The 12,943-nt window shown below is 41.2% G+C and carries 12 protein-coding genes; 3 read left to right on the top strand and 9 right to left on the bottom strand.

Annotated elements, in window-relative coordinates; genetic code table 11:
- Nucleotides 1-285 precede the first annotated feature (285 nt).
- Entirely contained in the window at nucleotides 286-666 is a 381-nt protein-coding gene (locus G395_RS0124570) for a hypothetical protein (protein ID WP_026632483.1), read from the bottom strand.
- A 289-nt stretch (nucleotides 667-955) separates the two neighbouring features.
- Between G395_RS0124570 and G395_RS0124565 the strand changes: the two genes are divergently transcribed.
- Nucleotides 956-1,312: a hypothetical protein gene (locus G395_RS0124565; protein WP_026632482.1), complete on the top strand. Its 357-nt coding sequence runs from the start codon at nucleotides 956-958 to the stop codon at nucleotides 1,310-1,312.
- A 408-nt stretch (nucleotides 1,313-1,720) separates the two neighbouring features.
- Here the strand turns inward: G395_RS0124565 and G395_RS0124560 are convergent, their stop codons facing one another.
- On the bottom strand, nucleotides 1,721-2,095 hold the full coding sequence (locus G395_RS0124560) for a hypothetical protein (RefSeq protein WP_026632481.1): 375 nt from the start codon (nucleotides 2,093-2,095) through the stop codon (nucleotides 1,721-1,723).
- A gap of 90 nt (nucleotides 2,096-2,185) precedes the next feature.
- The gene (locus tag G395_RS0124555) at nucleotides 2,186-2,509 is read right to left on the bottom strand and encodes a hypothetical protein (protein WP_026632480.1); all 324 of its coding nucleotides are present in this window, start codon (nucleotides 2,507-2,509) and stop codon (nucleotides 2,186-2,188) included.
- Between the two features lie 67 nt (nucleotides 2,510-2,576).
- Between G395_RS0124555 and G395_RS33145 the strand changes: the two genes are divergently transcribed.
- Together G395_RS33145 and G395_RS32830 are read left to right on the top strand one after the other, a co-directional pair.
- Nucleotides 2,577-2,990, top strand: coding sequence for a DDE-type integrase/transposase/recombinase (locus G395_RS33145; RefSeq protein ID WP_051350371.1), 414 nt, complete (start codon nucleotides 2,577-2,579; stop codon nucleotides 2,988-2,990).
- Between the two features lie 48 nt (nucleotides 2,991-3,038).
- A complete protein-coding gene (locus G395_RS32830; protein WP_510185850.1) occupies nucleotides 3,039-3,149 on the top strand; it encodes an IS3 family transposase in 111 nt (36 codons plus the stop codon).
- Nucleotides 3,150-3,298: 149 nt separating this feature from the next.
- On the opposite strand, the gene G395_RS30265 is transcribed toward G395_RS32830, so the two are convergent.
- The 6 genes from G395_RS30265 to G395_RS0124520 all read right to left on the bottom strand — a co-directional run bounded on the left by G395_RS30265 (nucleotide 3,299) and on the right by G395_RS0124520 (nucleotide 12,927).
- Nucleotides 3,299-4,528 (bottom strand): ComEC/Rec2 family competence protein, encoded by a 1,230-nt coding sequence (locus G395_RS30265; protein WP_051350370.1) that lies wholly within the window; start codon nucleotides 4,526-4,528, stop codon nucleotides 3,299-3,301.
- Nucleotides 4,529-4,745: 217 nt separating this feature from the next.
- Complete coding sequence (locus tag G395_RS0124540; protein ID WP_026632479.1) at nucleotides 4,746-6,185, bottom strand: RagB/SusD family nutrient uptake outer membrane protein; 1,440 nt, start codon at nucleotides 6,183-6,185, stop codon at nucleotides 4,746-4,748.
- Nucleotides 6,186-6,211: 26 nt separating this feature from the next.
- Nucleotides 6,212-9,688 (bottom strand): SusC/RagA family TonB-linked outer membrane protein, encoded by a 3,477-nt coding sequence (locus G395_RS0124535; protein ID WP_229204290.1) that lies wholly within the window; start codon nucleotides 9,686-9,688, stop codon nucleotides 6,212-6,214.
- A gap of 198 nt (nucleotides 9,689-9,886) precedes the next feature.
- Nucleotides 9,887-10,864 carry a FecR family protein gene (locus tag G395_RS0124530; protein WP_157486805.1) on the bottom strand — a complete coding sequence of 326 codons (978 nt, stop codon included), beginning with the start codon at nucleotides 10,862-10,864 and terminating at the stop codon, nucleotides 9,887-9,889.
- Nucleotides 10,865-11,031: 167 nt separating this feature from the next.
- Nucleotides 11,032-11,640 (bottom strand): RNA polymerase sigma factor, encoded by a 609-nt coding sequence (locus G395_RS0124525; RefSeq protein WP_051350369.1) that lies wholly within the window; start codon nucleotides 11,638-11,640, stop codon nucleotides 11,032-11,034.
- 669 nt (nucleotides 11,641-12,309) lie between these two features.
- A complete protein-coding gene (locus G395_RS0124520) occupies nucleotides 12,310-12,927 on the bottom strand; it encodes a hypothetical protein (RefSeq protein WP_026632475.1) in 618 nt (205 codons plus the stop codon).
- Nucleotides 12,928-12,943: the final 16 nt, after the last annotated feature.

Raw genomic sequence — 12,943 nt, 5'->3', positions numbered from 1 at the left:
TGAAGCTTGCGCTGAATTTTCTGCGTTCCTTTTTCATAGTCAACTACTAAGTTAAAAATTTAAGTAGCTGTCCAGATATTCGGGAGTATTATAAAGTATCAGCAAGTATCAATTAAGACTATTCCTGTTACGGGACTCACTTAAAGGCCGTTTCGTTGGAATGTTACCGTCTCACAAACGCTCCATTAGTGACATAGGGTGTCGTCTGACCTACTAGCAATTGCAATGAATCAAAATTTGGACGTTTATGAGACTAGATTATTTTTATCAGGGATAATGAAGAACTTATATCTTAATTTTTATTTGCAAGGCGCCCGAAGTAGAATCATTCAAAGGTATGTATCTGACATACAGCTTTTTATTGTAATAATCTCCTCGAACATCGGCAATGTTTACTTTTCCTTTTGGCAATGAAATTTCATTGGGATTTATAAAAACCGAATCGGCTCCGGGTGCTCTATCTGACCAGACCAGCTTAGCATCATGACTTAGCTGTCCTTCAATAGTAAAGTAAACAAATGCTGGCTGCTTCTTATTTTCAATAACAAAGTCCTCGTCTTGTTTAACATCTGATACCTGATGGGTAGATTCTTCATCTTTCAAACCCAATTTTTCACAGCCCATCAGGCTGGCAGCGATCAAAAATAGAAATAATGTCTGTTTCATAGTTTGTATGGAGATATCGTAATCTGCGAAGGTAAGATCCTCTTTTGTACACAACCAAGAACTTTCACAAGAAGCTAAAAGTCCTCTTGTTCTGTGTTCCGTTAATTAACAGAAAATTGGTTATAAAACTCACCGGCGGGTTTCTAGGTTTTATTATACTTTTATATCTAAATAAGAGCTCGTATAACTGTATTTTTTTAATGTATTTTTGCCTTATACAACTGTTTTGTATATTATTTAGTCTCTATACACAAAGCACCTTTTCATTTTTCTTTTAAATGCACCTTCTATGAAATCTTCATACTACGCATTATTACTTTTTATATTTGTTGTGGCTTCCTGCAAGGACAAAAATCCAGAAGCTGATTGCGGGTGTGATAGCCCAACAATCAAGATAATTGAAAACGTAAAAGCTAGTTATGTCGGCTCAAATGGCTTACTTCTTCGATTAAAGAGTCCAGATGATGCGGAATATGAAGAACTATATCAGCTTTGTTCCAAAACAGATTCTTTAACTATCACTCCTGACATTAAAAATCCAAACTATACTGTCAGTGGTAAAGTTAAAAAGAGTTGCTTTCTTGGCCCTAGATTAACTATACAAGCACAATTATTTGAAGCTACGGAAATTAAAAAGACTCTATAACTGCTTCATTGACTATAAGTATGGCCCTTGTTTCCTTTTTACATACCAACCCCAAAACCTCGCTTTTCTGCTGTTCTTGCCGGGGGTTAATTTCCGGTGTTGCATCAGTTCCTTATTTTTCCTTTTGTTCTGCTCGACAATCTGGCTCTGCTCTTTGGCTTGTTTGACTTAACTAACAGCCAGGTGCTTATTTATTATAAAATAAACCTTCAATTCTGCTAAATCATTGGATGGAAAGGACCATTTGACGGTCAACGACCTAATGAAATTCAAGCAACACCTGCTTGACGATATACAATACAGCACAACTATAGTCTTGACAGCCTTAGAAAGCTAGATGGATACTGGATGCCGTTCAACCAAAGACCGGTTTCGCGTCTCAAAGATGGCCATAACTGGCAGAATATCTCAACTTATGTTAACTTTCACAATCTCTTTACGGTGTTCAATACCAAATCTTGCTAAGTCGATAATTTCAGTTTCTAATTTTCGACCGTAAGTAGTCAATTCATATTCTACAGCCAATGATTTGGTCTGATCTGATAATCCAATCGATCTAACGACATAGTCCCTGACCTTTTCTTCATCCATTGTTTCGAATCTGCCGTACCGGGGCAGGTTTAACCCCACGGGCCTATAAAAATAAGTCTGCCTGGGTTCTTTTACCAATACTTCAACATAAGGTTCAATATTCATATGCTGCCAGGAGTAATATCCCCTCACGACCATTTTTACCTGCTTGCCCGCTGCTATCGTAAAAATCTTCTCATGTACCATATCCATAGATGTGTGATGCTATAGTAAAGCTACAAAGAAGCAGGCTAGTAAATTTTGGGTTAACAAAAACATAACCCTAACTGATCATGCCTGTTGTTAGGCCATCGGATATGCGATTTTGTCGGTGATCGCATGCATGATATTATCGGGATTCATAGACTGTTTCACTGAAAAATATTCTGCACCTGAATTGAAATGGCTTTTTACATAGGCTTTGGCCTGGCTTAATGAGCGGAAATATTTTTCGTCACTGGCGCCTTGTTCAGTATTTTCAGTGCCAAGTCGCTGCTCGATAAAAGCTACATTCTGACTGGGAACGTTGTTGGTCATACGGCAGTCATATACAGCATAAAAAGTACTGCTGGTGTTCGCATTATCTACAAATCTGTCGCTGCAGGTTAAGATTGAAACATTTGTCATAATTTAATCAAAAGGGGATACCGGATCACCAACTGGAATCTTCTGAAATTGATTAAAAAAGAATAATGTGTGGTGTCAGAATATTTGCAAAGTTAACAAAACGAAGCCAATCTTAACATTAAAAAAATATAAGGGCCATCAGTCTAAGCCAGATCGACCCAATGACGTTTGGGTTTCCGACATAATTTACATGCCCTTGAAAGGCGGGAAATGGGCTTATCTCTGCACTTGGATGGATCTGTATTCAAGGCAAGATTGTTGGTTGGTAACTGGCAGACCATATGCAGGAAAGTCTTGTCAGAGAGCCGTTAGTGAGGGCGCTGTTGAAGCGAAGGGCCAAGCGTGGTATGATCGTGCATCGCCGGGCGACCCCGTCGGATCGCGGCGGGCAATATTTATCACGCAAAATGAAGAAAGTGATAATACTTTCAAACTGAGACAGAGTATGTCCCGCGGTGATGATCCATGTGACAACGCTTGAGCTGAGTCGTTCTGGACGGGGCCGCCTGGCGGCAGGATTAAGGCCGAATTGGATATGCCGAAGGGCGGCTATGAGAGCATTGAAAAATTAAAGTCTGCTCTATTTGAATACATTTATGGATATTACAACACCAGAAGGCTGCACTCGTCCTTGAATTAGTTAAATCCAGTAGCTTTTGAGGCCGAATATTATCAGCAAACAGGATGGGAATTGATGTTTTAAGTATTTACTAACCCGCAAAAGTATAAACCAAAACGGAACCACGTCAAGACATTAAAGGAATCTTGATCCAAATGAACTGCCGTAAATTAGAAAGCCTTATAAGGCCCAAATTTTTTAATGATTTTCAAGTTGGTCTCCTTATCATCCAAAGTATAAACATGGTATTGTTTGCCTCCCGGCATTACCCGAATCATAATATGACCCGCGGTACTCTGATATAACTTTGACACCTCATCAGGAAAAGCTTCTCTTGTGGTATCATGCATATTATAAGTAAAGACGTGAAAGGGATACGCTGATAATCTTTTTAAAACACTTGCTTGATAATGGGGATCATGAATTACCTGATGCACAATAACCTGAGGTGAGAGCGTTTGCAGGAAAAAGTCATTGCTTGCGTCGTAATAGCCATGATGATTCAAAGCCATCGCTTCTACCCTGCCAATGGCTTTGGCAACAGGGGTTTCTACATCAAAATCTCCCCACTTTGTTAGTCCGGTTAAATCACCACCCGTATAATAATCAAATGAACCATAGCTTATTTTCAGGACAAGACTTAGGGCGTTTTCATTCAGGTCCTCTCCATTCACCAATGGTCGCCGAAATTGATAATTATAGGCTGCATCATTACTTCCTGACCAAATCTCCGCATTGACTTTTACATTTCTTACACTAAAATCTTTAAATTTATCAGGTTGCAGTTGTAAAGTAATTTGCTTGTTACTGCCTGCTTTCAGGGCTTGAACCTCCAGACCCCGTTTCGTTTTTTGTTCCCTTATAAATTCCATGTAATTCATAAACGTCGCATCTTTTTTGTAGAACGTCTTTAAATTGACTGGATAATTGTAAGTTGGAAAACCTCTGTCAATTAACTTTTTGATAGGCAATTGTTCACGGACATCTGTGATACCGGATAATTGATATCTTCCGTGCCTGGATTGTTCAGACGACGAATCAATCTGACCATAATGATCATTATGAAAGTGAGAGATAACCGCATAATCGATTTGTGGCGGTCGGTCAGCAGGGGCTACTTTTTTTATGTAATGAGCTATCCTAGTACCTGCCGGTAGTGAATCATGAGGTTGAATAAAATATTCATGCTTTTTGCCAAAAGGTATCTTTTTTGCTCCTGCATCAAATAACATGGTAGTACCATCCGGGAAGACGAAAAAAGTTGCATTGCCTCTGGCTGTATTCAGATGATGAATATCCAGATACCCTTCCTGCCATGACAGCGTATCTTTAAAAGATTGACTAACGGCCGAAAATGTAAAAAAAGAAATCAGTAATAAGGTTAACGAAAATTTCTTCATTGAAATAGATTAAAAGTTAATGCTACCTGGTACGTTTGAAATACTGGCCTAAATGGAGGAGCTTAACAAAGATTTTGTCCTTATTCTATGCAGATATGCTTTTTCGTTCAAGCAAATCATTTAAAAAGGCAGTAGAGACTTGGTTGATTAGAAAGTCTCTACTACCTTTTTAAACGCTCACACATGATTTGGAAAGTCAGAAACGAGCTATGAGTTCTTATAAAGGATTTTGCATTATCACAGATGGATTTACATCAATCTGGCTTTGCGGTATTGGAAAGATAAGATTGTTTGCGGTAATGTTTGTTGGAAGGCTGATTGCTTCTGACTTGCTGTTAATTACTTCTTGCGCCCGCCCTGTTCTAACCAAGTCAAACCATCGGTGGCCCTCAAAAGCTAGCTCAACACGCCGTTCGTGTTCCAGTGCCAATCTCATCTCGGCCTGTGACAGTGCTGGTTTTTCACCCAATTTAGCGCGAACGCGGATCCGGTTAAGAAAGGGCAAAGCGTCAGGTGTTTTTCCTGTTTCATTCAATGCTTCTGCATACATTAAAAGGACATCCGCATAGCGTATTACTGGCCAGTTGTCTTCCGAGTCATACTTAACCACAGGCTGGTCTCCATATTTTTTAACGTAATAAAAATCTACTTTCACGCCTGCTTCGTTGATATAGCTACTGGCCATAGAAATATCTTTACGAACGTCGCCGGGTTCGTAAGCATTTTCTAAATCGGCTGTGGGACGGTTATTCCCATCGCCGCTAAACAGAACAACCGAATTTCCAGAAGATTGGGGAGCATAGAGATTAGCAAAGCCACTACCTTCTCCCAGGCTTCCCTTTTTATACTGAACAGAAAACACCGATTCTTTCCCATTTTTATTCGCAGTTTTAAATACTTCGCCATAGTTAGGAAGCAAAGCATATGTACCCATGCTCTCCATATCTACCACTTCCCTCAGCTTTGCAACCGCGTCAGCATATTGTTTACGGGTAAGGTAAACTTTTCCGAGCAAGGCCTTGGCGGCTCCGCTGGTTGCTCTGCCCACATCAGCAGCGCCATAGGCTGCCGGCAATAAGAGTTCAGACTCAGACAAATCTTTAATGATTTGTTGATACACCTCATCAACCGTATTTCGTCCATAACTGTAACCTTCATTGGTATCAATAATTTCCTTCACCACAAGTGGAACTCCTCCAAACATCCGAACCAAATTGAAATACATCAGTGCCCGCAAAAATTTAGCCTCGCCAGTAATTCTCTTTTTCAATGTTTCATCCATGGGTATTGGAATGAGGCGGTCGAGAATAGTATTACACCGGTATATGCCGCGATAACCATCGCTCCAGCGTTCGGCCAGTATCGGATTAGTGGTTCGGAGATAGAATTTATCGAATTCGTCCTGATCCGTAATTGAACCTGACAAAGGCGGGGCTGTATCATCTGAAGGTATTTCAGACACTATAAAAAATCTACCGTACTGACCTGGCAGCTGTAATGATCCATAAGCTCCGTTTATGGCAAGCACCATGTCAGAAGATGTTTTATAAAAAGTACTACTATTGGCCGAAGAAATTGGTGCCAAATCAAGAAACGTATCTTTACACGCTACCAGGCTCAACACGAGTAAACAGGTAAGTATGATATTAATTTTCATATTAAAGTTTTTAGGAAAAAAGTACATCAAAAACCAAGGTTTAAACCAATCGTGTAGGTGCGGGCAACCGGATAAGAACCATAGTCAACACCGCCGGTAAGGGCACTTTCATAACCACTTACCTCAGGATTATACCCTAAATATTTTGAGGAAGTGAAGGCGTTTTGAATTCCTGCATACACGCGCAATGTCCTCCCTTTGATAGTTTGTAGTACGCCAGGCGGAAGTTTATAGCCAAGTGTGATATTACGTATGCGAAAATAGCTCGCACTCTCAACCCATCGCGTAGAAACTGCATTATTACTTCCCGTTGAACGGCTATTTGCCCTCGGGGTAATTCCGTTGCCAGGTTGCTCCGGCGAGCGCCAGCGGTCAAGAACAGTGGTTAACTGATTTGCATTCCCTTCAAGGTTATCATAAAACCGACGGGAAAGATTTAATATTTGTCCCCCTTGAACTCCCTGGGCAATAATGTTTAAATCAAAACCTTTGAAAGAAAACGAATTGGTAATTCCATAAATGAAGTCAGGCTGGTTGTTACCTAAAATGGTGCGGTCATCTGCATTGATGATTTGATCCCCATTGATATCCTGAAACTTTACGTCGCCCGGTCGAGTAGTAGCAAAGTGAGGATAAGTATCCAGTTCAGCTTCATTTTGGAATATGCCGATTTGCTGGTATCCGTAAATATTGCCCAGCGGCTTTCCTATGACAGTAATATTTGATTCGTCTACTCCCGTACCACTTCTGATAGGATCGCCTGCCGGCCCTAGCGCAAGTACCTTATTGCGGTTCAATGAAAAGTTAACGTCGGTGTTCCAAGTGAAAGTACCCCGCAGGTTCCGGGTTAAAAGGGAGAATTCCACACCTTTGTTTCTGACTTTCCCGATGTTTTTAAAAGCGGCAGAAAAGCCAGTAAGCGTGGGTACCTGCACCAAAAGTAGTAAGTCAGTAGTAGTACGCGTGTAATAATCTACGGTTAACAACAAGCGATCCTGCCATAAACCGATGTCAAAGCCTAAGTCAGCCTGCCTGCTTTTTTCCCACGTTAAGTTATCGTTGCCAATACTGCTGGTGGCCAATCCGTTAACCAGGTTGTTGCCAAAAGCATAGTTATCCGGACTTAGTAAGCTGAATTGTGCGTAGTTGCCGAAAGAATTGTTGCCTGACATTCCATAACTAGCTCTTAGTTTTAACTCAGACAAAACAGATACATTTTTCAAAAATGGTTCATTAGCGACGCGCCACCCCACGGAAGCTGAAGGAAAAGTGCCCCAACGGGTGTTACGGCCGAAACGTGAAGAGCCATCCCGACGGATAGATGCATTAAACAAATATTTGTCTTGAAATGCATAATTGAAGCGGCCAAAATAAGACGACAAAGACCATTGTTCTTGCAAGGAGTTTCCGCCGGTAACAGTTCCGGCATTGATCGTGGGAACAAAGTCATTAGCAAACCGATTGGCATTGACCTGACTCTGTTCAAAATTATTTTTCTGCGCCTCCATTCCTAGCAGTATTCCAAAGCTGTGGCTGTCATCAAGGCCAAGCTTAAAGTCATAATTTAAGGTATGATTGTTTACCCAATTAATATTCTGTGAAGAAAAAGCAAATCCATTTGTAGGAGTGGGAGGCAACTGGTTAAAAAGAGGTAGTGCTGACGATTGAAAATAATTTTGCCGCAGATAGATCAGGTCGGACCCGAATGTACCCCTATACTTTAAGCCTTTCCATAATTCTAATTCCGCATAAACATTACCCAGCAAGCGCAGGTTAGAAACCTTGTTATCTATTTCAGTAATATTGGCTACTGGATTAGGTACACCTGTCCAATTGTAGGTGGATGCATAGGTCACTTGACCGTTGTAGGTGGTGCCGTCTGCCTGGTAAATTGGCACAAAGGGCATAAGTGCCAAAGCAGAGTTGATTATACCATTGTCCGACCAATGTCCATCACTATTCACACGCTTTTCGTCTGTAAACGAGGGGCTCATGCTAACCCCAACTTTTAGCTTATCTGTAAGCTGTGCGTCAATATTCGTTCGGAGGGAATATCGATCGATACCTGAATTTTTAATAATACCATCCTGGTTCAGGTAATTTCCTGAGATGGCAAATTGCACTTTGTCAGTACCTCCCGAAGCAGACATCTGGTAACTGCTAATGGGAGCCTGCCGGAAGATCATGTCCTGGAAATCATAGTTGGCCAGACTGGACGGGTCATCAAAATTTATTCCCGGGAATTCGCCCCTTGCATAACGATAACGCAAGTTTGGAGGTCGGACGCTGTTGGGGTCATTTATAGAGGCTCCAGGTACACGCTCCAGATAAGCAGTATTGACGGCATCCTTACTATACTCTGCAAATTGTTGGGAGTTTAGTACATCCATCTTTTTTGTTATTTCCTGAAGGCCCGTGTAATAATCAAAATTTATACGGGTCACTCCGGCCTTGCCTCGCTTTGTTGTCACCATAACCACTCCATTAGAGCCCCTCGAACCGTAAATTGCCGTTGCACTCGCGTCTTTGAGCACATCAATTTTTTCGATATCATTGGGGTTAATGAGGCCGAGCCCACCGTTGTTGAGTGGTTGTCCATCTAATACAATGAGGGGGCCATTGTCTGCATTGATAGAGCCTAAACCCCTTACTTTAATAGCTACGTTACTCCCCGGGGCCCCGGTTATTTGCTGAACCAATACGCCCGGCAAACGGCCAGCAATAGCTTCGGCGATATTTGACAAGGGCTGATCCTTAATGCTTTGCGTATTGATAGATGCGACCGCATCTGTAAGATCCCGTCGCTTCTGGGTGCCGTAGCCCATTACAACTACTTCGCTAAATGACTTAGCGTCGGGAACAAGCTGCACGTCTATTGATGTGCGATTTCCAACAACTTGCTCAGCAGGAAGGTAACCGATAAAAGAAAAAATCAGCACGCCTTGGATGTTGTCAGGCATGTTTAGCTGATAGTTACCATCAATATCCGTAATGGTGCCTAAGGTAGTGTCTTTCACCTTTATACTCACACCCACCAGGGGTTGCTGCTGCTCATCCGTCACACGCCCGCTTACAGTATTTATTTGGGCCGACTTTGCAATGTTTAAGGTGTTGATCTGCTGATTTATCGTGTGAGCATTCTTTTTCTTTACAACGACAAATCCGGATTTTGTTGAATAAAATTCAATGTCTATCGGATGAAGCAAATGACTTAGGATCACTGCCAGTTTTTCCCGGTTAGCGATCAAAGTCACCCTCTCCCGGGTAGGGATGTGACTGCTACTGAATACAAACTTTACCGGAGCCTGTTTACTCAATTGGGCCAAAGCCTCTTTGAGTGTAATGTTTTTAAAATCTACCGATAATTTTTGTTCCAGAACATCCTGAGCATACGCAGCGGTTGCCTGCCAGGGATGAGAAGATAGTATTATTAATATAAATGGGCAGATATAGACCCGTAGGATTCTGTTGATCTTGGGGTAGTCAATTAGAATTTTTTTCATAAATTTCGAGCGTTGAATTGTTTTCAATGAAACAAGTGAGTTACTCACCCATATCATGGGTGTTTAAAGCAAAACTTAGTTAGATTAGGAGTGGCGCAATCACTCCTAATTTTTTTTACAAGTAGATCACATCATAGGCTACCGGTTTGGTTAGGGATATTTATTAAAGCGTTCACTGACACCAAAACTCTAGCGGTATCAATAGCAATCGGGAATTTTTAGTAAAACCTTCTTACCCTGCTCCTGGTAGTTACCTCCCAAAGCTTCGCTAATAAGTTTTAGTGTTGTAGTTAATGATTGATCTGTCAGGTCGGCACCTACCAAACAATATTTAGCCCGCTGATTTTCCAGATCGATTTCTACACTAAACTTTTGTTCAATTCGCTCTATCACTTCCCACAAAGGAGTATCTTCAAACTTCATATTATATTGAGTGCCAGCGACGTATTGCTCTACGTGTAGTACAGTGGATTTAGTAATTTCCTGACTTGCTGCTTTGTAAAGTGCCTTTTGGTTAGGTAACAGCAGCACTTCCTTCTTATTTGCTGCATGTGAGAGTTTCACTTTACCCGTAAATACCACTACCTCCACCTGCTTTTGCTGGGATGTACTCTTCATATTAAAACTTGTCCCTACTACCGTCGTTCGTAGCCGTCCGCAGTGGACTATAAAAGGATGAACAGTATCTTTGGCCACTTCGAATAACGCTTCACCTTCTAAATGGACTTCACGCTGCTTTCCTGTAAAAGTTGCAGGAAAAGAAAGTTTGCTGTTTCCCTTGAGCCAGACAAGCGTACCATCAGCAAGCATATATTTGCTCACACCTTTGGTCGAAGTTCGTTCTTGATAAGAAGAAGTCTTTATCTGAGGAAGGGGTAAGTGCTGATAAAAAATATATCCAAATCCTATCAGTAAGAGAAGCGAAGCAGCGATTTTAAGCAAAGGGCTAAAACCAATACGCGTTAACGATAAACGCTTTCCCGTATCTATACGTTGGAGCAATGAGGCTAACATTTTGTCGCCTACCTGCCGCTGATCTGATTCGTTCCACTCTTCAAACTTGCCAGGTTGTTTTTCAATATGACTTAGCCAGCTTTCTAGTTGCTGTTTTTCTTCCGGGGTACATTCATCACGCTCATAACGGGTGATAAGTCGTTGAAATTCGTGCTCGTCCATAAACTGATTTGTGGTGCCTTTTAGTAAAGCCAACTCAGCAACGTCAAACACCTATCGTCCGAAAAAAAAATCTGGTGATTGTTCAAGAAAATTTACGCCCATGAAAAGCTGACCCATGAGAATATTGTTCATACCCACGAATTAAATGGATGTTGTCTGCAGAAAACTTAATTGAATACGTTCACCAGCCCAAGGAGAGGAAGAAATTCCTTTAAGCCGAAGCGGAGATATTTGAGTGCTTTGGTTAATTGATTTTCAACTGTCTTATGTGAAATGTTCAATTGTTGAGAGATTTCAGCAACAGACAAATGTTCAGTACGGCTAAGTTGGAATATTTGGCGGCACTTAGGCGGAAGTTCGTTTACAGCACCTTCATATACTAATTTTAATTCTTCTATAGCAACCGTTTCCTGGGTAATGTCGCTATACTGGTTAGCCTGAAAGTTCGAGAAGCTAGACGCAAAATTAGCCCGGACCTCCCCTGCCTTTATTTCATTTAACATCCGGTATTTAGCGCCGGTATAGAGGTAGGCAGAAAGTGACCTGATGGTGCCCAAGTTGTTGCTCTTAATCCAAAGCGTTAAAAACACGTCCTGAACAATTTCCTCAGCAACGGGCCGAGTGCGTAAACGGTTATAGATATAGGCGTAAAGAGAGGACCAATACCTTTCATAAATTTCTTCGAAAGCATGGCGGTTGCCTTCCCTCAAGAGGTCAACTAACTCGGAGTCGCTATTGTGTGAAAAGGAAGTGATAAATTTTTCAATTAAGCTCAAACGAAGCTATGTTGAAAATTTCGGAGAAAGATTAAGTTAAGATGAAGTATTGATTAAGGTTTTGTGATTGTTCCTAACCGCTTGAATCCTTGTGCAGGTCCGTAGCGTCAAACGGGAAACTGATTGTCTATCCCCGCGTGAAAGCTTGGTTGTATCCTACTGACGTGGCTGCGTTTTGGTTTACACTTTTGCGGGTTAGTAAATTATTTAAAGTTCGATTTATCGTGTACGTGGCATGCTTAACTGTACTAGAAATAGCCATTAGACCATGACCAGGTGCAAAATAGAAGGATGGGGACATTTCGTTTTAACCAACGGATTTTAGCCGACCAAAAGCGGTTACATAATACGAATAATCTTAGTAGGACTTCGTTACGGTTTTTAGTAGATACAACCAAGTAAGCAGCGTTCAATTTTTTGGAACGCACCGTTCAAATTCGGACGGTTGTTTTGTCACTCGAACATCGTGTATAACTATGAAGGTAAACTAAAAACATAGTTTTTTAGCGTATGTTTCCGCCCAATTGTAAGAAAAACCTCATAATCTGGGACCGAACAATATTTTTTTTTCATGACAAGGCGGGGTCACCAAGGCTTTCAATTCTTTTAAGGTTATCAAAGAATTAATTGCCCCACTTTTTGATGCGCTCCCCCTATTCAACACTTCATTTAAAATGCCGTAATCCGTTTCTCATTCTTTAATAAGAAACGGAGTGGAACCCGAAATCCCATTCTGATCTTTGACGTAAAGAAAGCATACTTGTATCCATCTTTTGGCTTGGCAGTAGTGATTGCACCTTTTTTTGCATTGATTTTCGCCTCCTGCTTAATCCAGGAACGTTCGGCGTTACTAGATGAAAGGTCATTGGTATAATAAAATTCAGCCAGCGAAAGAGAATCGGAGCTGAATGTTCTATAAACTGCTTCAAGCTCATCTGCTTTGTCTAAAACATACGTGACGTTGGCAAACTTGGGCCCGTCACTGATGATGCTTTCAACAAAATACCTGATCTCTTTCGGTTCCCATCCAGCCTCGTGGCTATGCCTCATGTCAGGGATAATACAAACTTGCCTACCTTTTTTTAGCAGCGAATAGGTTTTGTGATAAGGAATCACATTGTTGTGTAAGTCTTTATTTCCATTGATAAAAAAGAACTGCGGACTGGCATAAGGTAAATAAACGGACGGATCGAAATATTTCATCCAGCGTTTCTTACCCTCCGTTGAAAGCTTGTCAATCGGAACTTTGAAAACGTCTGATTCGTCATAAAAACCGCAACCATACACCGGAACCGCAGCTTTG

It is taken from the genome of Dyadobacter alkalitolerans DSM 23607 (assembly GCF_000428845.1).
Classification (GTDB): Bacteria; Bacteroidota; Bacteroidia; order Cytophagales; family Spirosomataceae; genus Dyadobacter; species Dyadobacter alkalitolerans.
This window is presented reverse-complemented; position numbering and strand designations above follow the sequence as displayed.

What these genes read in the sequence shown, in the direction of transcription:
- G395_RS0124530 (WP_157486805.1), bottom strand. Translation starts at nt 10,864, where the DNA reads ATGGACGAGCACGAATTTCAACGACTTATCACCCGTTATGAGCGTGAT.
- G395_RS0124565 (WP_026632482.1), top strand. Translation starts at nt 956, where the DNA reads ATGAAATCTTCATACTACGCATTATTACTTTTTATATTTGTTGTGGCT.
- G395_RS0124570 (WP_026632483.1), bottom strand. Translation starts at nt 666, where the DNA reads ATGAAACAGACATTATTTCTATTTTTGATCGCTGCCAGCCTGATGGGC.
- G395_RS0124535 (WP_229204290.1), bottom strand. Translation starts at nt 9,688, where the DNA reads ATGAAAAAAATTCTAATTGACTACCCCAAGATCAACAGAATCCTACGG.
- G395_RS30265 (WP_051350370.1), bottom strand. Translation starts at nt 4,528, where the DNA reads ATGAAGAAATTTTCGTTAACCTTATTACTGATTTCTTTTTTTACATTT.
- G395_RS0124555 (WP_026632480.1), bottom strand. Translation starts at nt 2,509, where the DNA reads ATGACAAATGTTTCAATCTTAACCTGCAGCGACAGATTTGTAGATAAT.
- G395_RS0124540 (WP_026632479.1), bottom strand. Translation starts at nt 6,185, where the DNA reads ATGAAAATTAATATCATACTTACCTGTTTACTCGTGTTGAGCCTGGTA.
- G395_RS0124560 (WP_026632481.1), bottom strand. Translation starts at nt 2,095, where the DNA reads ATGGATATGGTACATGAGAAGATTTTTACGATAGCAGCGGGCAAGCAG.